A 21540-nucleotide genomic window follows, 5' to 3' on the forward strand; every position below is an offset into this window, starting at 1 on the left:
CAGCCTGCCTGCACGCGGCCGTCCCGACGCGAATTGTGAGCGATACCACTTGTCCAGCTGATTTCGCCGAACGTCAGGGGCTCGTGGAGCCGTCCTTCTGCTGCAGCAACCGCTCGACATATTTGGCGATCACGTCCACCTCGAGATTTACCTGGGTTCCGACCGGCGAGGTGCCCAACGTGGTCAACTCGCGGGTAGTTGGAATCAGGGAGACCTCGAACCAGTCATACGGGTCGGCGCCCAGCCCGGACACGGTGAGCGAGATGCCGTCCACGGTGATCGAACCCTTCTCCACCACATAACGGGCCACCGCGGCCGGCATCCGCACCCGCACCACTTCCCAGTGCTCGGAGGGCGTACGGGACACGATCTCGCCCGTCCCGTCGACATGACCCTGCACGATGTGCCCGCCCAGGCGGCTGTTCACCGCCGCGGCGCGCTCTAGATTCACGCGGCTTCCCGGCCGCAACTCACCGAGATTGGAGCGGTTCAGCGTCTCGGCCATCACGTCAGCGCTGAACCGCCCGTCGGACAGGACCTCGACCACAGTCAGGCACACCCCGTTGACGGCGATCGAATCGCCATGGCCGGCATCGGCGGTGACGACGGGACCACGGATGATCAGTCGCGCGGCTTCGGCCAGCGCATCTCGGCCGGTCACCTCTCCGAGTTCCTCGACAATTCCGGTGAACATCGCACCAGGTTAATGACTGTAATCGGCTTCCCGCACCCGCCTGGCTCCCAGGGCAGCCGATCGTCACCCTCTACGATGCAACTTATGCAGACCCCCCGACGACTCTTAGCCGTCCTCGCCGTCCTGAGCGTCGCCATCACGCTCGTCTCGGGGTGCACGATCAGCAAGAAGGCCAAAGGCGGGCCGCTTCCCGACCCCACCACGTTGGTCAAGCAGGCCACCGAAGCGAGTAAATCGGTGAAGAGCGCGCACATCGTGCTGACGGTGAACGGAAAGATCCCGGGGCTGTCCATCAACTCGCTGTCCGGTGACCTGAACACCGAGCCCACTGCGGCCAAGGGGAACGTCAAACTCACATTCGCCGGATCCAATATCGACGCCGACTTCGTCGTCTTCGACGGGATCCTGTACGCCGCCCTTACGCCGAACAACTGGACCCCATTCGGCAAGGCGTCCGACATCTACGATCCGTCGCAGATCCTGAGCCAGGACAAAGGTGTGGCCAACGTGCTGGCGAACTTCACCGACGCCAAAGCCGAGGGCCGCGACAACATCAACAACCAGCCGACCATCCGCATCAGCGGAAAGGTCAGCGCCGAGGCCGTCAATGCGATTGCACCGCCGTTCAGCGCCAGCGGGCCGGTCCCGACCACGCTGTGGATACAGGAGAACGGCGATCACCAACTGGCACAGGCCAAACTGGAACGCACCCCGGGTAATTCGGTGCAGATGACGTTGTCCAACTGGGGCCAACAGGTCCAGGTCACGAAGCCGGAGGGCTCATGATCACGCAAACAGGACGCAGAGTCGCGATCACCGCGGGCAGCCTTGCGGTGCTGCTAGGTGCCCTCGACACCTATGTCGTGGTGACCATCATGCGCGACATCATGAACAGCGTCGGCATCCCGCTGAACCAACTACAGCGGATCACCTGGATCGTGACGCTGTATCTCCTGGGCTACATCGCGGCGATGCCACTGCTGGGCCGGGCTTCCGACCGGTTCGGGCGCAAGTTCGTCCTGCAGGCCAGCCTGGCCTTGTTCATCGTCGGCTCGGTGGTGACCGCGCTGTCGGTGGCGCTCGGCAACTGGAATCCCGAGTTCGGCGAATACATGGTCGATCCCAATCCCAACCGGGCGTTCTACATCCTGATCGCCGGTCGCACCATCCAGGGCATCGCCAGCGGTGCCTTGTTGCCGGTCACCCTGGCGCTGGGCGCCGACCTGTGGGCAGAACGGAACCGGGCCGGAGTCCTGGGCGGTATCGGTGCCGCGCAGGAACTCGGCAGCGTGCTGGGGCCGCTCTACGGCATCTTCATCGTGTGGTTGTTCCACGACTGGCGCGACGTGTTCTGGGTCAACGTGCCGCTGACGCTGATCGCGATGGTGATGATCCACTTCAGCCTGCCGTCGCACGATCGCAGCACTGATCCGCAGAAAGTCGACGTGGTCGGTGGCTTGCTGTTAGCCCTCGCATTGGGCCTCGCGGTGATCGGGTTGTACAACCCCAATCCCGATGGCCACCAGGTGCTGCCGAGCTACGGAATCCCGTTGGTGATCGGCGCGGTCGTGGTGGGAGTGTTGTTCTTCGTCTGGGAATGGCAGGCCCGGACCCGCCTGATCGAGCCGGCCGGGGTGCACTTCCGGCCATTCCTGGCCGCACTGGGCACCTCGGTCTGCGCGGGCGCGGCGCTGATGGTGACGCTGGTGAACGTGGAGCTCTTCGGTCAGGGCGTGCTGGGGATGGACCAGATCAGCGCGGCGGGCCTGTTGCTGTGGTTTTTGATCGCCCTACCGATCGGGGCGTTGCTCGGCGGCTGGGTCGCCACCCGCGTCGGCGACCGTCTTGTGGCCTTTGTCGGGTTGCTGATCGCCGGCGCGGGATATTGGCTGATCTCGTTCTGGCGAGGCGATCTGATGTCCAAGCAGCACAGCATATTCGGGCTGTTTTCGTTGCCCGCGGTACACACCGACCTGTTGGTGGCGGGCCTCGGACTGGGATTGGTGATCGGTCCGCTGTCCTCGGCCGCACTGCGGGTCGTTCCGGCTGCTCAGCACGGCATCGCTTCGGCGTCGGTGGTCGTGGCGCGGATGACCGGCATGCTGATCGGGGTGGCCGCACTGACCGCTTGGGGGCTCTATCGGTTCAACCAGATCCTGGCCGGCTTCCCGAAGATTCCCAGCGACACGCCACCGTTAGAGGTGGCGGCCCTAAAGGGTGACCAGTCGAGGCAGGCATTCGAAAGAATGTACGGCGACATCTTCACGGTCACCGTGGCGATCTGTGTAATCGGGGCGTTGCTGGGGCTGCTGATCAGCCGCCGCGGCGAGCACGCGGACGAGCAGGAACCGGAGGCCATCGAGCAGCCGGTCGCCGAGCCGCAGCCGTCTGTCGTTACCGAGCCACCAGGCTGAGCAGCAGGTCCGGGCCGACCTGCTCGACGCTGTCGTACTGCCAGCGCAACGCGTGCGCCATGCTGGACACCCCGACGTCGTCTACCGCGGTCACCGGACCGCCCAGCAGGATCGGCGCGACGTAGGCCAGGATCCGGTTGATCGCACCGGCCCGCAAGAACGCGCCGGCCAGCGTCGGGCCGCCTTCGAGCAGCACATCGGTGCGGTCGGACAATGCCCGCAGCACCTCGACGGGGTCGTTGGTGCGGATCACCATCGTGCGTGAATCATCGTTGAGCACCTTGGCATCCGGCGGTATTTCCCGCTTGCCGACCACTACTCGCAACGGCTGCTGCGGAGCCAGCGAACCGTCGGGCAGCCGGGCCGTTAGCGCCGGATCGTCGGCGAGCACGGTGCCCGTGCCGACGATGATCGCGTCGGCCAGCGCGCGCCGCCGGTGCAGGTCCGCGCGGGCGGCCTCACTGCTGATCCACTGGCTGGATCCGTCGGCCGCGGCGCTGCGGCCGTCGATGCTGGTGGCGTATTTCCAGGTCACGTGCGGCAGTCCGGTGCGCTGTTTGTGCAACCATTCCCGCAGCGGGCCGGCGGCCACGTGGTCGGCCATGATGCCCGAGCGCACCTGCACCCCCGCCGCCGTCAGCCGTCCCGCACCGCCACCGGCGATGCCGTTCGGGTCGTTGACGCCGAAGATCACCGTGCCGACCCGGGCTTCGATGAGCGCGTTCACGCAGGGCGGCGTCTTGCCGAAGTGGTTGCACGGCTCCATGGTGACCACCGCGATGCCCCCGGCGGCCAACCCGCCGGCCCGGCGCAGCGCGATGACCTCTGCATGGTCGCCGCCGGCCGGTTGCGTGGCGCCGACGCCGACCACCCGGCCCTCCTGGTCGACGATGACGGCACCCACCGGCGGATTCGGGTAAGTGGTGCCCTTGACCTGGTAGGAGTGCTCGATCGCGAGGCGCATGGCCTCTTCGATGCTCTTGACCTGCTCGACGCTGCTCACGAGCCACTCACTTCCCCGGGATGGGACCCGGGATGGGGCCCGGGAAGGGACCCGAGATGGGGAGAAGCCAGACTCGCCTGGCGCCGCAGGGCTGCGACGGCGGCGGCCGGATCGTCGGCGCCGTAGACCGCCGACCCCGCCACGAAGCAGTCGACGCCCGCCTCGGCCGCCGCTTCGATGGTGTCCTCGTTGATGCCGCCGTCGATCTCGACCAGGATGCGCAACTCCCCCGCATCGACCATCTTGCGGACCGTACGCACCTTGCTGAGCACCTCCGGGATGAAGCTTTGCCCGCCGAAGCCGGGCTCGACGGACATGATCAGCAGGGTGTCGAACTGCGGCAGGATGTCCAGGTAAGGGCCCAGCGGCGTCTTCGGTTTGACGCTGATCCCGGCCTTGGCTCCCGCGGCCCGGATGTCCCGGGCGACCCCGGTCGGGTTGTCGGTGGCCTCGGCGTGGAAGGTGACGTTGTACGCGCCGGCTTCGGCGTACGGCGGCGCCCAGCGGTCCGGGTTCTCGATCATCAGGTGGCAGTCCACCGGGATGTCGGTGTGGGTCAGCAGACTCTCCACAACCGGCAACCCGATGGTCAGGTTCGGCACGAAGTGGCCGTCCATCACGTCGACATGTAACCAGTCGGCGCCCCGCACCGCGGCGGCTTCATCGGCGAGCCGAGCGAAGTCCGCTGCCAGCATCGACGGCGCGATCAGGGGCGGTCCCCCCATACCAGACATGAGCGACACACTACTGGCGGCGCAGCGCCGCTGCGAACATAGCGTCGGTGCCGTGTCGGTGCGGCCACAGCTGCACGTAGGGCCCCGCCCCGAGGTCCCCGGCCGGCTCGAACAGCGGCCGGGTGTCCACTGCTTCAACCGGGTGCCGGCGCAGCGCGTCGGCGACGACTCCCACCGTCTCGGCCAGGTGCGGCGAGCAGGTCGCATACAGCACCAGGCCGCCTGGCCGGGTCAGCGAGATCGCGGCCGCCAGCAGCTCGCGTTGCAGCTTGGCCAGCACGGGCACGTCCGACGGCTGCCGACGCCAGCGCGCCTCTGGCCGGCGCCGCAGCGCACCCAGCCCGGTGCACGGGACATCGACCAGCACCCGGTCGAAACCCGGTTCCAGGTCGCTGTGGCGCCCGTCGACCCGCACCACCTCGACGGGCAGCCCGCGCGTGTTCTCGGTCACCAGATCCGCGCGATGCGGTGCCGGCTCCACCGCGGTCACAGTGGCCCCGGCCGGTGCCCCGAGGGCCGCCAGCAGCGCGGTCTTGCCCCCCGGTCCGGCGCACAGATCAAGCCACCGGCCCGCATCCCCGTCGACCGGAGCCAGCGTGACGGCGCGTGCCACCAACTGGCTGCCTTCGTCTTGAACGAGAGCCTGGCCGTCCCGGACCGGCGCCAGCCCGCCCGGGTCCCCGCCGGGTAGATACACCGCGTATGGCGAGTACCGGCCGACGGTGCCGCCGACGGCCTCGGCCAGCGCCGCGGCGGTGAGCACCCCGGGGCGGGCCGCCAGATGCACCTGCGGCCGTTCGTCGTCACTGGCCAGCACGGCATCCAGTTCCCCCGCCGCGGCGCCGAGCGCGTCGGTGAAGGCCTGCGCGATCCAGCGCGGGTGCGCGTGCACGAACGCCGCATGCCCGACCGGATCGTTGCGGGGCGCCAGTTCGGTCACCCAGGATTCCTCGTCCCGGCCGCCGATGGTGCGCAGCACGCCGTTGACGAAACCTGCTCGCGCCGAATCGAATTCGATGCCGGCCTGATCCACGGTGGTGGATACCGCCGCGTGTGCGTCCACCCGGGTGCGCAGCAATTGATAGCTGCCCAGCCGAAGCAGCTCGAGCAGCACCGGGTCGATGGTGTCCGGCGCCCGCCCGGCGGCAGCGCCGATGACGGCGTCGAGCAGGCCTCGGGCGCGGCAGGTGCCGTAGGTGAGTTCGGTGGCGAAAGCGGCGTCGCGACCGGTGATTCCGCGCTCGCGCAGCAGCGCCGGCAGCACCAGATTGGCGTAGGCGTTGCGCTCGCTCACCGCTCGCAACGCGTCGAACGCGGCGCGCCGGGCGGGATCCAGCGGCTTGCGGCGGGGACCCCGGTCCCGGTTCTGCGTCCCCTGCCGCGAGGGTTTGCGGTCGCGCCGATTCCGGTGCGGCTTGTCCTGCCCGGGCCTCATGACGCCCGCATCGCGGGGTCGAGCCGGGCCCCGCGGGCCCAGTCGGCGGCGTTCATCGGTTTCTTGCCGGGCGGCTGAATCTCCCCCAACCGCACCGGTTCCGAAGCGGTGCCGATCCATACGCTTTTGCGGTCGGCCCGGATCGCACCGGGCGGCAGCGGCTCGGTTGAGGGATCTGCTCGCACGGGACCGATTTTGACGCGCAGGTCCCCGATCAGGGTCCAGGCGCCGGGGTTCGGCGTGACTGCACGGATGCGCCGCTCGACCACCTGAGCGGGCAGGTCCCAACGCACCCGGGCCTGCTCGACGGTGATTTTCGGCGCCATGCTCACCCCTTCGGCCGGTTGCGGGCGTGGCGTCAGCGTCCGGTCTTCGATGCCGTCCAGCGTGGTGGATAGCAATGCGGCGCCCGAATCCGCAAGCCGCGCAAGCAGATCACCGGCGGTGTCGGTCGGCCGGATGGTCTCGGTGACCACCCCGTACACCGGCCCGGAGTCCAGGCTCGGCTCGATCTGGAACGTGGTGGCGCCGGTGATCGTGTCTCCCGCGGCGATCGCCGCCTGTACCGGCGCCGCACCGCGCCAGGCCGGCAGCAGGGAGAAGTGCAGGTTGACCCAGCCGTGCGGGGGCACCGCAAGCAGGTCCCGACTAAGCAGTGCGCCGTAGGCCACGACTGCGCAGCACTGCGGTGCCAGTTCCGACAGTTCGGTGACGAACTCCGGGGAATTCGGGCGCGACGGACGCAGCACCGGGATGCCCCGCTCGAGCGCTTCGCGGGCCACCGGCGACGGCTCCGACTTGCCCCGCCGACCCGACGCGGCGTCGGGCCTGGTCAGAACGGCGACGACGTCGTGGCGGGGCGATTCGATGAGACGACGCAGCGCGGGCAGTGCGGGCTCGGGGGTGCCGGCGAAGACGATGCGCACCGGCACAGTCTAGGCGGGCGAACTTCACAGCTTCCCACAATGTTTCCTATGCATACTGTGTCCGTATAGAACATTTTACCCCTCAGGAGGACCGATGACCATCGCAACGAACACCCATCCGGACGAGTCGCTGGCCGCCGCACATCGGGCCATGTGGGCGCTGGGCGATTACGCGCTGATGGCCGAAGAGGTGATGGCGCCGCTTGGTCCCATCCTGGTAACCGCAGCGGGCGTCGGACCGGGAGTCCAGGTGCTCGACGTCGCCGCCGGCTCGGGAAATGTCTCGCTGCCCGCAGCGGCGACCGGTGCGACGGTCGTGTCCACCGACCTCACTCCCGAACTGTTGCAACGCTCGGCGGCGCGTGCCGCCCGGCAGGGCCTGACCCTGCAGTACCGGGAAGCCAACGCTCAAGCACTACCGTTCGACTCCAACACCTTTGACATGGTGATCTCGGCGATCGGAGTGATGTTCGCACCGGACCACCAGCGCGCCGCCGACGAGTTGGTCCGGGTATGCCGGCCCGGTGGGACCATCGGTCTGATCAGCTGGACCCACGAAGGATTCTTCGGCCGGATGCTGGCGACCATCCGCCCCTATCGGCCCAGCCTGTCGTCGGCATTACCGCCCTCGGCGCTGTGGGGCCGGGAAGCCTATATCGGCGGGCTGCTGGGTGATCGCGTCGTGGGCATCACCACGTCCCGTGGGCAGCTCCCGGTCACCCGGTTCGACACCGCTGCGGCGGTACACGACTACTTCAAGAACAACTACGGCCCGACGATCGAGGCCTACACCAACATCGCCGGCAACGCGGTGCTGGCCGCCGAGCTGGACGCCCAGCTCATCGAGCTCGCCGACGAATACCTGGCGAACGGCGTGATGGAGTGGGAGTACCTGCTGCTCACCTGCCAGAAGGGCTAGCGTGCGGCCCGGCGCCTATATCTCGTCGAGTCCGATATGGGCGTCGGGTTCCCCGCCGGCGGTGGTGAACGCCGTCAGCGCGCGCACCAGTCCTTGGCGTTCGGCCGCCGGCATCTGCTCGACGATGCGAGCAATTTCGGCGCGCCGGTAGGCGGTCACCTTCGCGACCACGTCGCGGCCACGCTTGGTCAGCGCGGCGAGCAACTCACGTCGCGAGGTCGGGTGCGGCAGCCGGTCGATCATGCCCGCACCGACGAGCCGATCGACCATCCGGCCGGTCGCCGACGGCTGCACCCCCAACAGGGTCGCCAGAGTGGCCAGGTTTATCGGACCCCGATTGGACAGGATCACCAGCGTGCGGAACTGAGGGATGGTCAGGCTGTCGTCGACCTGGGCAATCGAATGCGCTGAGATGCCGACCAACAACCGCGAGGCGGTCAGCAATGCATCGGTGATCATGTCGAGCGACTCGTCGGCCGTCGTGAGGTTCTCGGCTGCCATTTGCGCCCCCTTCCCCGGAGCTTCGCTAGCGGGGCGAAGCATAACAGCGCTCTACTATCGTAGGCATTGATTGTTTCCTAGGTGTATCGATATGCGCAAGGTCACCCGATGTGCAGTGGGTCGATCTGCACCCGCACCGGCGCCTGGGTTTGTCTCGCGCTGAGCACACCGACCGCCGCACGCAGCGCCGCCGCCAGTCGAAGGCCCTGGTCGCGACGCACCCGCACCAGCATCCGGATCACGGTGGCATCGCCGGCCGTGCCTGCCGGGCGGCGCGCGCCCGCGGGCAGGTCGACTGGGCCCAGTAGCTCCGCGTCCAATCCCTCCTGGTGAGTCAGCCGTGCCTCGTTCAGGAGCGCGGTCACCGCGTCGGCGGGGCCGTCGAGGGCGGCGATGTGCACGCTCGGCGGCAGGCCCACCTCGGCGCGGGCCGTGAGTTCGCCGTCGGCGTGGCCGACTGGGTCCCATCGAATCAGCGATTGCACTGTGGGAAGCGAAGATTCGGCGACCACGGTCACCACGCCACCGTCACGCCGGGACCGCACCAGCGCGGCAGCACTCATCCAGCGCCATAGGGCATCCTCGGCCGCGCGCAGATCCTGCCGACCCAGCAGCGCCCAGGTGTCCAGCAGCAGCGCCGCCCCGTACCCGCGCGCCGCGCATGGTTCGGCGCCCGGCGTGGCCACCACCAATGCGGGCTTGTCGGGTACCTCCGAGACGACGGCGTCACCGGCCGACGTCACCACGGGCGTGCCCGGGAAGGCCCGACCCAGCTCTTCGGCGGTGCGCCGGGCGCCGACGACGACGGCCCGCACAGCATCAGATCCGCACCGCGCGCAGCGCAGCGCCGGGTCGACCCGGCCACACCACCGGCATGCCGCACTGGTTTCCCGCTCCTGCAATGCCAGCGGGCCGGTGCAGTGCCGGCAGCGGACGATCGCCCGGCAGCGCGCGCAGGCCAGCGAGGGCACATATCCCCGACGTGGCACCTGCACCAGCACCGGGGCGCCGGCGTCCAGCGCGGATCGCGCGGCGCGCAACGCGATGGACGGCAGCCGGGCGGTCCGCGCCGCCGGGTCGCGCTCGTCCGCGTAGCCGCTGTCATCCAGGGCGACCACGCGCGGTGTCCGGGCCCGCACCACCGGCCGAGCCGCGACAATGTCGTGCGCCCACCCGCTGCGCACCAATGCCTGAGCCTCGGCGGTGCGGGCGTAGCCGCCGATCAGCGACGCGCAGCGCGCCTGATGCGCCCTCAGCATCGCCACCTCGCGGGCGTGCGGATACGGCGCCCGCGGCTCGGCCAGGTTGTCGTCGGCGTCGGACCAGACCATGACCAGCCCGAGTTCACTGACCGGTGCGAACACCGCGCTGCGGGTGCCGAGGACCACCCGCGCGCTGCCCCGCAGCACCGCCAGCCACCGCCGGTAACGGGCGGCGGGCCCGAGCCCGGCGGACAGGGCCACCACGCTGTCCTGGCCCACCCGAGCGACGGCCGCTTGCCACAACGCGTCCAGGTCGCGCTGGTCGGGCACGATAGCCAGGACCGATCGCCCCGCCGCCACAGTCTGCGCGGCCGCCTCGGCGAATCGGTCCACCCACTGCTCGCCCGGGAGCGCCTGCCACACCGCCCGGGCAGCCCGGGACTCGGCCAACGCGGCCAGGAACGGGCCACCGCGGTTGTAGGTTTCCCAGCCCGCCGGGTCCACTGGCGCCACCAGCGGCCGCGGCACCGCCTTGAACTGCTCTTTTTCCACCCGGGCGTGCCGTGGGGGCACCGCTAGCCGCAATACGTCCGGGCGGGTGCCGGCGTAGCGTGCCGCGACGGCTTCGGCCAGTCGGCGTATTTCCGGCGTGAGGACCGGCTCCGCGGACACCACCCGGTCGAGCCAGCCGAGCTTGCCCTGATGGTCGGTGTCGTTGCGCCGCTCCAGTACGAACCCGTCGACCAGCCGGCCGTGGAAGCGCACCCGCACCCGCACACCCGGCTGGGCGTCGTCGGACTGCTCCGGCGACACCAGATAGTCGAAGTCCCGATCGAGGTGGGGCACCGAGAGCATCGGCAGCACCCGAGCGATCGGCTCCACCTCTGCTGTGGCGCTGACGGAACCGCCAGACACGCTGGACCCCAACACTTTTCTAGTCAATGTGGGCACACCGTAGCTGCACCGACCGACAATCAGCTCTCGGCAGCGTCTGAAACGCTTTCTGACTTGTGGGCCAGGTCATCGCGACCGAAGAAGAATCCGGCCGTGATCAGGATTTCGGCGGCGGCATAGGACCACCAGATCGGCACCGCCAGCGCCTCGTTGCCGAGGATGAACCTGCTGATCGCGATCATCGAGTCCGACGCGGCGAAGCACACCGCACCGACCGCGGTCCAGATCGTGGGCAGACGGGCCAGCAGCGCCGCGCACACCATCGCGCTGAGCACGGTGATATAGACCGTCACCGGGATCGTCAGGTTCTCCTTGCCGGTGTTCAGGTGGGGCCAGAACCAGACCAGCATCGATGCCGTCGCCAGCACCATCACCACCGCGGCCGCGACGCGGGTACGCGACGGCGCAGCGTGTGGCAGCAGCGCACCGAGGAAACAGATGTGCGCCAGCAAAAACGAGCCCAATCCCAGCACGAACGACATCGCCCACCAGGGCAGGGCCAACAGCCAGTCCCCGGCGGCGGAGAACAGCAACGCAGGTACCAGCCACCGCCGCTCCCGGGCCACCGGATGCGCAGCCGCGGCGACCGCCAGCAACAGCGCCATCGACGCTTTGAACAGCGGTTGCAGCACCCAGTGCCCGGTCAGTTCGCTGCCCGGCGGGGTGCGCAGCGCGATCACCGTCAAATACACGCCGTAGGCGATACCCGCCCAGCAGGCAGCCACCCATGCGCCGACCATGAGACGCGATGCGTACGGTACCTCCATGCCCAGTTTGGACAACACCGCCGATGAGCGCCCCGGAGTCGATCCCATCCTGCTGAAGGTACTGGATGCGGTTCCGTTTCGGCTATCAACCGAGGATGGAATCGTCGCAGTTCGGCAGCGGTTGCGGGACCTGCCGCGCCGGCCGCTGCATCCCGAGCTTCGGGTTGAGGACCGCAAGATCGACGGCCCAGGCGGCCCGATCGCCATTCGGATCTATTGGCCGCCAAACGAATCCGATTCTGTGCCGGTGGTGTTGTTCTTCCACGGCGGCGGCTTCGTGATGGGCGACCTGGATACCCATGACGGCACGTCGCGCCAGCACGCCGTCGGCGCCGACGCGATCGTCGTGTCCGTCGACTACCGCCTGGCACCGGAGCACCCTTATCCCGCCGCGATCGAGGATGCTTGGGCCGCAACGAAATGGGTGGCCGACCACGGAGCCGAGATCGGTGCCGATACCTCACGTATCGCGCTGGCCGGGGACTCGGCCGGCGGCACGATCGCGGCGGCGATCGCCCAGCGAGCCCGTGACGAAGGTGCACCGACTATCGTGTTCCAGTTGTTGTGGTACCCCTCCACGATGTGGGACCCGACACTGCCGTCGTTCACCGAGAACGCCAGCGCGCAGATCCTGGACGCCAAGGCCATCGCCGACTTCTCCCGTTGGTACGCAGGCGATGTCGACATGTCCAACCCGCCGGCGGCCATGGCACCGGGCCGAGCCGACGACCTCTCCGGTCTGCCCGCCGCCTACATCGCCGTCGCCGGCTACGACCCGCTGCGGGACGACGGCATCCGCTACGGCGAGTTGCTGGCGGGCGCCGGTGTCCCGGTGCAGGTGCACAACGCCGAGACGATGGTGCACGGTTACGTCGGTTACGCGGGCGTGGTACCAGCCGCCACCGACGCGATGGACCGCGGGCTGACAGCGTTGCGCGTTGCGCTACACGGACAGTGACCGGGATTGCGTACGGTAATTGCATGACGCAGTCCACGTCTGACCGAGCCGAAATCGATCCCCTGCTGAAGATGCTGCTCGACGCCGTGCCGATGACCTTCACCGCGGCCGACGGCGTCGAGGTCGCCCGCGCACGCCTGGCTGCGCTGAAGGCACCTCCCGAACTGTTGCCCGATCTGCGAATCGAGGACCGGCGCATCAGTTATGGGCAGCATCAGGACATCCCGGTTCGGATCTACTGGCCACCCACCGCGGCGCAGGACGGTCTGCCAGTGGTCGTCTTCTACCACGGCGGCGGCTGGGCACTCGGAAGCCTGGACACCCACGACCACGTCGCGCGAGCTCACGCGGTGGGCGCGGAGGCCATCGTGGTCGCGGTGGACTATCGACTCGCGCCCGAACACCCGTTCCCGGCGGGCGTCAATGACAGCTGGGCGGCTTTGCGTTGGGTCGGCGAGAATGCGGCAGAACTCGGCGGCGACCCCAATCGCATTGCGGTGGCCGGTGATTCAGCCGGCGGCAACATCTCGGCCGTGATGGCTCAGCTCGCCCGGGACGCCGGCGGGCCCAATCTGGTTTTCCAGCTGCTGTGGTATCCGTCCTGCATCGGCGACCGGACGCTGCCGTCGTTCACCCAGAACGCCACCGCACCCATCCTGGACGGCGACGTCATCGACGCGTTCTTGCAGTGGTACATCCCCGACCTCGACCTGAGCGACCACACCACGTTGCCCGCCAATCTGGCTCCGGGCAACGGTCAGTTGTCTGGTCTACCGCCGGCCTTCATCGGCACTGCCGAACACGATCCACTGCGCGACGACGGCGCGCGCTACGCGGAATTGCTCACGGCCGCTGGGGTTCCCGTGGAGTGGAGCAACGAGCCGAACATGGTGCACGGCTACGCCAGCTTCGCGCTGGTGGTGCCGGCCGCCGCCGAGGCCACCAATCGCGGGCTCGCGGCGCTGAAGAAGGCGCTGTATCCGTAGAGCGGGCCCGCCCGGCAGGCGCAGTATGTTGGGGTAAACCTCCTACAAGGGATGCAAGAGGGGTACCGCCATGCCTACCGCGCCCGATCACCACGTTGTCATCGTCGGCGCCGGATTCTCCGGCATCGGCAGCGCAATCAAACTCGATCAAGCGGGATTCAGCGATTACCTGGTCGTCGAGGCCGGCGATGGGGTCGGCGGCACCTGGCACTGGAACACCTACCCCGGCATCGCGGTGGACATCCCCTCGTTCTCCTACCAGTTCTCCTTCGAGCAGAGCCCGAACTGGTCGCGCACCTACGCCCCCGGCGGCGAACTCAAGGCGTACGCCGAACACTGCGTCGACAAGTACGGCATCCGATCGCGGATCCGGTTCAACACCAAGGTCATCTCCGCCGAATTCGATGACGAGCGCGGCTGGTGGCGGATACAGACCGACCCGGGTGGCGAGATCACCGCCAGATTCCTGATCAGCGCGAGCGGCGTGCTGACCGTGCCGAATCTGCCCGACATCGACGGGGTCGACTCGTTCGACGGCATCACCATGCACACCGCGCGGTGGGACCACAGCCAAGACCTGACCGGCAAGCGGGTCGCGATCATCGGGACCGGCGCTTCGGCGGTGCAGGTGATTCCGGAGATCGCGCCGATCGTCTCCCAGCTCACCGTGTTTCAGCGGACCCCGATCTGGTGTTTTCCGAAGTTCGACGTGCCACTGCCGACCGCGGCTCGCTGGGCCATGCGGATACCGGGCGGCAAACTGCTGCAGCGGCTGCTCAGCCAGGCGTTCGTGGAGTTGACGTTCCCGATCTCTGCCCACTACTTCACGGTTTTCCCGCTGGCCAAGAGGATGGCGGCCGAGGGCCGTCGCTACCTCCGCCAGCAGGTGAACGACCCCGACGTGCGAGAAAAGCTCACCCCGCAATACGCCGTGGGCTGTAAGCGCCCAGGCTTCCACAACACCTACCTGTCCACGTTCAACCGCGACAACGTGCGGCTGGTGACCGAACCGATCGACAAGATCACGCCGGGCGCGGTGGCCACGACCGACGGCGAGCACCACGAGATCGATGTGCTGATTCTGGCGACCGGCTTCAAGGTGATGGACACCGACAACGTGCCCACCTATGCCGTGACCGGGAGCGGCGGCCGGTCGTTGAGCCGCTTCTGGGACGAGCATCGGCTGCAGGCCTACGAGGGAGTCAGCGTTCCCGGCTTCCCGAACATGTTCACCGGGTTCGGCCCCTACGGCTACGTCGGTTCCTCGTATTTCGCGTTGATCGAGACCCAGACCCACCACATCGTGCGCTGCCTCAGCCGCGCCCGCCGCGAGGGCGCCATCCGCGTCGAGGTGACCGAGCAGGCCAACAGCCGGTACTTCGCCGAGATGATGCGCAAACGGCATCGGCAGATCTTCTGGCAGGACAGCTGCCGGCTGGCCAACAGCTACTACTTCGACAAGAACGGCGACGTCCCCATCCGGCCTACCACCACTGTCGAAGCCTATTGGCGCAGTAGGCGATTCGATTTGAACGACTACCGGTTCACCGCCTGAGCGCTTATTTGCGACCCTGCAGAATCCCTTCCATATTGCGCTCGGCCAGCGCGGTGATGGTCATGAACGGGTTGCAGCCAAGGTAGCCCGGCAGCAGCGACGCGTCGTTAACGTACAACTTGGTATAGCCGTTGACCCGGCCGTAGCCGTCCGTTGCCCTGCCCCGCACCACTCCACCCATGGGATGGACGGTGTGGGGTGCGAACACTTTTCCCTCGAACAAGTCGTCCCGGTAGTCCACGCCGTTGGCGTGGGTGACCCTGTCGAATACTTTGGCCGCCCGCACGCGCAAGTGTTCGGTGTGGTCCTCCGGCCAGTCGATGGCGACCGTGTCCGAGGGGCGGTTGTAGACGATGTCGGCACGATCGCCGGTGCGGACCATGACGTAGTAACCCAGCGCATAGGTCTCGACCGGGAGCGGCAGCGAGAACATGCTGGCATACACCGGGTTGTCCGGGTCGTCGCGGCCATCGAGGTTGATCATTCCCAGCAGCGACTGGCGGGTGCCGGCGGGATCAGCGGGTTGCAGCATGTGAGCGACCATGATGTCGCCGTTGTTGCCGTAACCACGGCCGATCTCCAGGCTGAGGTCCGGCAGTGTCCCCGTCTCACGGGCCCTTAGCAGCAGTTCGGCGGTACCCAGTACCCCGGCGCTGAGATACAGCTCATCGCAACCGATCTCGTCACGGCGCAGCTCCTTGCCGAACCGGTCGATCTCACGGGTGGACACCACGTACTCACCGGATCGCTCCCGACGGATCCCGGTGACCGCCGTCAGCGGCTTGAGGGTGACCTTTCCGGTTGCCAGCGCCGCTGCGATATAGGTCTGATCGACGCTGCCGATCCGGCCGTAGTTGTTGCCGTACTGCTGTTCGAAATCGAGTGCCGATCGTGGAACCTGGCCCGCCTCTTCCTTTCTCATGTAGTCGAACGAGTAGGCGCTGCCGTTGTAGTCGACGCCGTAGCCCGCCGCCGCCGCGTATTGTCTTCCTACCCTTGCGTATTGATAATAGGGCGTCTGTTCGAACCAGTCCATGTCGCGATAGCTGATGCGCAGCATGGCCTTCGCGCGTTCGATGTAGGTGCCCAGAAAAACGGAAGGGGCGATGTCGGGGAACGCGGCGCGCAACTGCGCCTCGGTGGGTATCGCGGCAATGGCCGCGTTGACCAGAGACCCACCGCCGACACCCATTCCGCGGAACACCGTGTGCGCTCCGTGCACCACCTTGTCGCAGATACCCGCCTGTATCGGCTGTTGCGACGGCGCATGCTTGGCGACTTGCTCCATCGACACGCCGCGGAACGACGGGACCAGACTGGGTGGCACGTCGGTGAACCAGCCCGCCCGGTTGTCGGCGGGCAGCATGCGCGAGAAGCGTTTTCCATCGGTGTCGGCGGCGTCCCACCACCTGCCCCGTTCCAGAACCAAGGTATCGATGCCGGCTTGCCCCAGTCGTAAGGCGGACACTCCGCCGCCATAACCACTGCCGACCACGATGGCCCGATAGTGCGCCTTCGGCCGGGAACCGACCTGATCGCGGCGCATCGCGAACTCAACGGCGCCGGTCCCGAGCGCGCCCACGGCGATCCCAGCGGCTGCCCCCAGGAATCGCCGACGGGACAAGGTGTTCCGCGGTCCGTTTTTCTGGCTCATGACTGCCCCCCAGCAAGCCAACCATTGTTAACCAAAAACAAGTTTAACCGTACTATAGGTACGGGAATAGAGTATTCTATGGGTGGGGAGACATCACAAGCATCGCAATCACGTCCCTGTGAAATCACGCAGGGGCGATCCGGCGCGGCCTTGAGTGAGGGTTGGCGGGACCCCAAGCGATATCTCTGGCTGCTGGGAGCGGCGGTACCGGGATTGGTGGCCGTGTCATGGCTTCTGGTCAAGGTCACCGGTGTGGGCGCGTTCTGGTGGCTCGGGCCCGTGTTGGCGTTCGGGGTCATCCCCGTCCTCGATCACTGGATCGGGCCGGATGCCAGCAGTCCCCCGGACAGCGTGCTGGCGCGACTGGAGAACGACCGCTACTACCGCTGCATAACCTATCTCTACCTGCCCAACCAGTACGGCTCGGTGGTCCTGGCCTGCTGGCTCTGGAGCGGGGGCGGTTGGGTCGCAATGACTTTCGTGGACAAGCTGGGCCTGATGCTGACGGTAGGGCTGATCGGCGGCCTGGCCATCAACGCCGCCCACGATCTCGGTCACACCCGCGAGCAGACCGAACGTCGCCTGTCCAAGATCGCGTTGGCGCAAACTTGCTACGGGCACTTCTACGTCGAACACAACCGCGGACACCACGTCCGCGTGGCTACACCGCAGGACCCCGCCAGCGCGCGATTCGGCGAGAGCCTCTACGCGTTCATCCCCCGGTCGGTCCTCGGCGGGGTGCGTTCCGCATGGAATCTGGAGGCTCAGCGACTGAACAGGCTCGGCAAATCACGCTGGACATTGCGCAACGAGGTGCTCAACGCCTGGCTGATCAGCGCCGTCCTGCTCACCATCCTGGCCGTCTGGTTTCGGCCCGTCGTCCTGCCCTGGCTGATCGGTCAGGCGGTGGTGGGCATCGCACTGCTGGAAACGGTCAACTACACCGAGCACTACGGACTGCGCCGCCGGTTGCTGCCCAGCGGTCGTTACGAGCGGGTGCGGCCGTCGCACAGCTGGAACAGCAACACGGTGATCGCGAATGTCTTCCTCTTCCATCTGCAGCGCCATTCCGATCATCACGCCAACCCGTTGCGGCGCTACCAGGCGCTGCGCGGCGTGGACGAGGCGCCGCAACTGCCGACGGGCTACAGCGCGATGGTGCTGCTGGCCATGCTGCCGCCGATCTGGCGGCGCGTGATGGATCCGCGGGTGCTCGCCTTTTATCAGGGCCGGATCGAGTTGACCGCACTCAAGCCGGATCAGTCGCCGGCCAACGCTACGCTCACACGGTGGCGAAAGAATTTTCGCGAATCGACGACTCGCTCCGCGACTTCATTGCTGAACAGGCCATGTTCTTCGTGGCGACCGCGCCTACCGAGGGTGGCCGAGTCAACCTCTCGCCCAAGGGATACAGCGACACGTTCGCCGTGCTAGACGACCACACCGTCGCCTACCTCGACCTGTTCGGCAGCGGCGTCGAAACCATCGCGCATCTGCGTGACAACGGCCGCATCACCATCATGTTCGTCTCGTTCACCCGCAACTCGCGCATCCTGCGGCTGTTCGGCACCGGCCGGGTGGTCCGCCCTGATGACGGCGAATTCGACCGGGTGCGAGCACATTTCGACCGCCTGCATCCCGGCGTGCGGGCCGCCATCGTGGTGGACCTGGAGCGAATCGCGGACGCCTGCGGGTTCTCGGTGCCCTACTACGAGCTCGTCGACGAGCGGCCGGTGCTGGACACCTATCACGCCAAGCAACCCGACGAGGGGTATCAGCGCACCGTGGTGCGCAACCGGCAGAGCATCGACGGCCTACCTGGGCTGGACCCGGACCACCCACTGCCGCCGGTGGTCCAGTAGCCCGCGCGAGCAGACGCAAAAGCCCCCGCACGCTCGGCGTGTCGGGGGCTTTTGCGTCTGCTCGCGCCAGTTAAATGGCGCTCTTGAGGTCGTCGACCTTGTCCAGCTGCTCCCACGGCAACTCGACATCGGTACGCCCGAAGTGCCCGTAGGCGGCGGTCTGCGCGTAGATCGGCTGCAGCAGGTTCAGGTCACGGATGATCGCGCCTGGTCGCAGGTCGAACACCTCGCCGATGGCCTTCTCGATCTTGACCGGGTCGACGGCCTCGGAGCCGAACGTCTCGACGAACAGCCCGACCGGGGCCGCCTTGCCGATGGCGTAAGCCACCTGCACCTCGACCCGCTCGGCGAGGCCGGCGGCGACGACGTTCTTGGCGACCCAGCGCATCGCGTAGGCGGCCGACCGGTCCACCTTCGACGGGTCCTTGCCGGAGAAGGCGCCGCCGCCGTGACGGGCCCAGCCGCCGTAGGTGTCGACGATGATCTTGCGCCCGGTCAGGCCCGCGTCGCCCATCGGTCCACCCAGCACGAACTTGCCCGTCGGGTTGACCAGCACCCGGGTGCCGGACGAGTCCAGCGTCTCGTGGGCCAACTCCTCAAGCACCGTCCCGAGGACGTGTTGGCGAATGTCAGGGTCCAGCGTCTTTTCCAGGTCGATGCCGTCGGCGTGCTGGGTGGAGACCACCACGGTGTCCAGCCGCACCGGCACGTTGTCCTCGTAGGCGATGGTGACCTGCGTCTTGCCGTCCGGGCGCAGGTACGGCAGCGTGCCGTTCTTGCGGACCTCGGTCAGCTTCCGCGACAGCCGGTGCGCGAGCGCGATCGGCAGGGGCATCAGCTCCGGGGTGTCGTTGATGGCGTAGCCGAACATCAACCCCTGGTCGCCGGCGCCCTGCGAGTCCAGCGGGTCGGCGGCACCCTCGACCCGAGCCTCATGCGCGGTGTCGACGCCCTGAGCGATGTCGGGCGACTGGGCGCCGATGCCGATGTTGACCCCGCAGGAGGCACCGTCGAAGCCCTTGTCCGACGAGTCGTAGCCGATGTCCAGAATCCGGGCGCGCACCGTGTTGGTGATGTCGGCGAACGCCTCCTTGGCCGAGGTGGTCACCTCGCCCACCACGTGGACCTGCCCAGTGGTCACCAGCGTCTCGACCGCCACCCGGGAGCGCGGGTCACCCGCTAGCAGCGCGTCGAGCACCGAGTCGCTGATCGCGTCACAGATCTTGTCGGGATGTCCCTCAGTCACCGACTCACTGGTAAATAGCCGACCCTTCTCGCTCACCCTGTACGTCCTTCCAGATCCCGCTCGCCACAGATGTTAGTTAGGCGAATTATTTTTTTCAGTCTTACTCAACCGGCTATGCCTGGCGTTTGCAAATTCGGTCGGGCAACGCTGCCCGACACACGCTATCCGACGTCCCCGTGCAGAAACGTGGAGATTGCATCAACGATACGGCTTGCCATCAGCGTCTTGGAGCCGTGCTGCAACGCCGACTCGGTCCCATTCGCCGCCAGCAGCCAGCCGTCATTGCTGTCCACCTCAAATGCCCTGCCCTCGCCGACGGCGTTGACCACCAGGAGATCGCAGCCCTTGCGCCGCAACTTCGCGCGGGCGTGGAAGAGCACGTCCCCGTTGGCGTCGCCGGTCTCGGCCGCGAACCCGACGATGGCTCGCATGTTGGGCAGCTGCCCGTGGGAGCGGGCCTGCACCGCGTTGGCGAGTACGTCGTCGTTGCGCACCAGCTGGATCGGCGGCGGCCCAACCTGGGAGTCGGGGCTCTTCTTGATCTTCGCGGTGGCGATCTCGGTGGGTCGGAAGTCGGCGACGGCCGCGGCCATCACCAGCACATTCGCCTCCGGCGCGTGCTTGGACACGGCGTCACCGAGTTGCTCGGCCGAGCTGACGTGCACCACGTTGACGCCGGCCGGATCGATCAGCCCGGCGGTGTGGCCGGCAATCAGGGTGACCTCGGCGCCGCGCTGCGCGGCGACGCGAGCGACGGCGTAGCCCTGCTTTCCGGAGCTGCGGTTACCGATGAAGCGGACGGGGTCGATCGCCTCGCGGGTGCCACCGGCGGTCACCAGCACCCGGCACCCGGCAAGGTCGTGCGGCAGCGCGTCGTGACGCTCGAGCAGCAGGTGGGCCAGCGTGGTGATCTCCTCGGCCTCCGGCAGCCGGCCGGCGCCGCTGTCGGAGCCGGTGAGACGGCCGGAGGCCGGTTCGAGCACGACGGCGCCACGGCGGCGCAGGGTGGCGACGTTGTCCACGGTGGCCGGGTGCAGCCACATCTCGGTGTGCATGGCCGGGGCGAACATCACCGGACATCGGGCGGTCAACAGGGTGGCGGTGAGCAGGTCGTCGGCGCGGCCGGCCACGGCGCGGGCCAGCAGATCGGCGGTGGCCGGCGCGACCACCACCAAGTCGGCCTGCTGGCCGAGCCGCACGTGCGGCACCTCAGGAACGTCCTGGAAGACGCCGGTGTGCACCGGCGCGCCGGACAGCGCCTCGAACGTGGCGGCCCCGACGAAGCGGAGCGCGGACTCGGTGGGGATGACCCGCACCGAATGGCCGGCTTCAGCGAGCTGACGGACAACGGTGCAGGCCTTGTACGCCGCGATACCGCCGGAGACGCCGACTACGACCCGCTTGGGGACCCGCTTGCTGCGCTCCTCGTCCACGGCCAGCCCCGGTCCGTTACTCGCCCTCGGTGTGTTCGAGCAGGTCAGCGTGGATTTCGCGCATGGCGATCGAAAGCGGCTTCTCCTGCAGTCCCGGCTCGACCAGCGGACCGACGTACTCGAGGATGCCCTCGCCGAGCTGGTTGTAGTAGTCGTTGATCTGCCGGGCCCGCTTGGCCGCGTAAATCACCAGCGCGTACTTGCTCGAGACGCGATCCAGCAGCTCGTCGATGGGCGGGTTGGTGATGCCCAGCGGGGTGTCGTAGGCGCCTGCCCCTCCCGCTGCGGGATCGAACT

Annotated in this window: 20 protein-coding genes; 8 read left to right on the forward strand and 12 right to left on the reverse strand. The window is 67.7% G+C overall.

From position 1 onward, the window contains the following. Nucleotides 1-73: 73 nt before the first annotated feature. Nucleotides 74-694, reverse strand: coding sequence for a riboflavin synthase (locus A5645_RS08210; protein WP_065129166.1), 621 nt, complete (start codon nucleotides 692-694; stop codon nucleotides 74-76). Between the two features lie 75 nt (nucleotides 695-769). Here A5645_RS08210 and A5645_RS08215 point away from each other — a divergent pair, with 75 nt between their 5' ends. Next, nucleotides 770-1480: an LppX_LprAFG lipoprotein gene (locus A5645_RS08215; RefSeq protein WP_301336984.1), complete on the forward strand. Its 711-nt coding sequence runs from the start codon at nucleotides 770-772 to the stop codon at nucleotides 1478-1480. After that, nucleotides 1477-3108 (forward strand): MFS transporter, encoded by a 1632-nt coding sequence (locus A5645_RS08220; protein ID WP_065129168.1) that lies wholly within the window; start codon nucleotides 1477-1479, stop codon nucleotides 3106-3108. The genes A5645_RS08215 and A5645_RS08220 overlap by 4 nt, the downstream gene beginning before the upstream one ends. Here A5645_RS08220 and ribD read toward each other — a convergent pair. From ribD to fmt, 4 genes are read right to left on the reverse strand one after another with little or no spacing between them, the layout of a single operon-like run. Continuing rightward, nucleotides 3089-4111: a bifunctional diaminohydroxyphosphoribosylaminopyrimidine deaminase/5-amino-6-(5-phosphoribosylamino)uracil reductase RibD gene (gene ribD, locus A5645_RS08225; protein WP_269199515.1), complete on the reverse strand. Its 1023-nt coding sequence runs from the start codon at nucleotides 4109-4111 to the stop codon at nucleotides 3089-3091. The genes A5645_RS08220 and ribD overlap by 20 nt on opposite strands. Further along, the gene (gene rpe / locus A5645_RS08230) at nucleotides 4108-4854 is read right to left on the reverse strand and encodes a ribulose-phosphate 3-epimerase (RefSeq protein WP_155767902.1); all 747 of its coding nucleotides are present in this window, start codon (nucleotides 4852-4854) and stop codon (nucleotides 4108-4110) included. Before rpe ends, ribD begins: the two co-directional genes overlap by 4 nt. Nucleotide 4855: 1 nt before the next feature. Then, the gene (locus A5645_RS08235) at nucleotides 4856-6280 is read right to left on the reverse strand and encodes an RsmB/NOP family class I SAM-dependent RNA methyltransferase (RefSeq protein WP_065129169.1); all 1425 of its coding nucleotides are present in this window, start codon (nucleotides 6278-6280) and stop codon (nucleotides 4856-4858) included. Further along, nucleotides 6277-7206: a methionyl-tRNA formyltransferase gene (gene fmt / locus A5645_RS08240; RefSeq protein ID WP_065129189.1), complete on the reverse strand. Its 930-nt coding sequence runs from the start codon at nucleotides 7204-7206 to the stop codon at nucleotides 6277-6279. The genes A5645_RS08235 and fmt overlap by 4 nt, the downstream gene beginning before the upstream one ends. A gap of 94 nt (nucleotides 7207-7300) precedes the next feature. On the opposite strand from fmt, the gene A5645_RS08245 reads away from it, so the two are divergent. After that, nucleotides 7301-8125, forward strand: a complete 825-nt coding sequence (locus A5645_RS08245; RefSeq protein ID WP_065129170.1) for a class I SAM-dependent methyltransferase — start codon at nucleotides 7301-7303, stop codon at nucleotides 8123-8125. A 15-nt stretch (nucleotides 8126-8140) separates the two neighbouring features. On the opposite strand, the gene A5645_RS08250 is transcribed toward A5645_RS08245, so the two are convergent. The 3 genes from A5645_RS08250 to A5645_RS08260 all read right to left on the reverse strand — a co-directional run bounded on the left by A5645_RS08250 (nucleotide 8141) and on the right by A5645_RS08260 (nucleotide 11549). Further along, the gene (locus A5645_RS08250) at nucleotides 8141-8626 is read right to left on the reverse strand and encodes a MarR family transcriptional regulator (protein WP_065033795.1); all 486 of its coding nucleotides are present in this window, start codon (nucleotides 8624-8626) and stop codon (nucleotides 8141-8143) included. A gap of 101 nt (nucleotides 8627-8727) precedes the next feature. Beyond that, nucleotides 8728-10683 (reverse strand): primosomal protein N', encoded by a 1956-nt coding sequence (locus tag A5645_RS08255; RefSeq protein ID WP_065129190.1) that lies wholly within the window; start codon nucleotides 10681-10683, stop codon nucleotides 8728-8730. A gap of 119 nt (nucleotides 10684-10802) precedes the next feature. Further along, complete coding sequence (locus tag A5645_RS08260; protein WP_065033796.1) at nucleotides 10803-11549, reverse strand: lysoplasmalogenase; 747 nt, start codon at nucleotides 11547-11549, stop codon at nucleotides 10803-10805. Between A5645_RS08260 and A5645_RS08265 the strand changes: the two genes are divergently transcribed. From A5645_RS08265 to A5645_RS08275, 3 genes are all read left to right on the forward strand, one after another. Beyond that, a complete protein-coding gene (locus tag A5645_RS08265; protein WP_065033797.1) occupies nucleotides 11548-12507 on the forward strand; it encodes an alpha/beta hydrolase in 960 nt (319 codons plus the stop codon). The two genes, A5645_RS08260 and A5645_RS08265, sit on opposite strands and share 2 nt — an antisense overlap. Nucleotides 12508-12530: 23 nt before the next feature. Beyond that, nucleotides 12531-13493: an alpha/beta hydrolase gene (locus A5645_RS08270; protein WP_065129191.1), complete on the forward strand. Its 963-nt coding sequence runs from the start codon at nucleotides 12531-12533 to the stop codon at nucleotides 13491-13493. Nucleotides 13494-13563: 70 nt separating this feature from the next. Then, nucleotides 13564-15048: a flavin-containing monooxygenase gene (locus tag A5645_RS08275; protein ID WP_065129171.1), complete on the forward strand. Its 1485-nt coding sequence runs from the start codon at nucleotides 13564-13566 to the stop codon at nucleotides 15046-15048. 4 nt (nucleotides 15049-15052) lie between these two features. On the opposite strand, the gene A5645_RS08280 is transcribed toward A5645_RS08275, so the two are convergent. Beyond that, entirely contained in the window at nucleotides 15053-16702 is a 1650-nt protein-coding gene (locus A5645_RS08280; protein WP_065129172.1) for a GMC oxidoreductase, read from the reverse strand. A 150-nt stretch (nucleotides 16703-16852) separates the two neighbouring features. Here A5645_RS08280 and A5645_RS26945 point away from each other — a divergent pair, with 150 nt between their 5' ends. Next, nucleotides 16853-18136: an alkane 1-monooxygenase gene (locus A5645_RS26945; RefSeq protein WP_253866874.1), complete on the forward strand. Its 1284-nt coding sequence runs from the start codon at nucleotides 16853-16855 to the stop codon at nucleotides 18134-18136. Continuing rightward, a complete protein-coding gene (locus A5645_RS08285) occupies nucleotides 18052-18564 on the forward strand; it encodes a pyridoxamine 5'-phosphate oxidase family protein (protein WP_253866876.1) in 513 nt (170 codons plus the stop codon). Before A5645_RS26945 ends, A5645_RS08285 begins: the two co-directional genes overlap by 85 nt. 70 nt (nucleotides 18565-18634) lie before the next feature. On the opposite strand, the gene metK is transcribed toward A5645_RS08285, so the two are convergent. The 3 genes from metK to rpoZ form a co-directional block, all read right to left on the reverse strand. Continuing rightward, on the reverse strand, nucleotides 18635-19846 hold the full coding sequence (gene metK, locus A5645_RS08290; RefSeq protein ID WP_065119402.1) for a methionine adenosyltransferase: 1212 nt from the start codon (nucleotides 19844-19846) through the stop codon (nucleotides 18635-18637). 125 nt (nucleotides 19847-19971) lie between these two features. Then, nucleotides 19972-21243, reverse strand: coding sequence for a bifunctional phosphopantothenoylcysteine decarboxylase/phosphopantothenate--cysteine ligase CoaBC (gene coaBC, locus A5645_RS08295; RefSeq protein WP_065033802.1), 1272 nt, complete (start codon nucleotides 21241-21243; stop codon nucleotides 19972-19974). Nucleotides 21244-21259: 16 nt separating this feature from the next. Further along, on the reverse strand, nucleotides 21260-21540 hold a 281-nt coding region (gene rpoZ / locus A5645_RS08300), incomplete at its 5' end, for a DNA-directed RNA polymerase subunit omega (protein WP_065033803.1).

The organism is Mycobacterium asiaticum, from assembly GCF_001673635.1.
Classification (GTDB): Bacteria; Actinomycetota; Actinomycetes; order Mycobacteriales; family Mycobacteriaceae; genus Mycobacterium; species Mycobacterium asiaticum_C.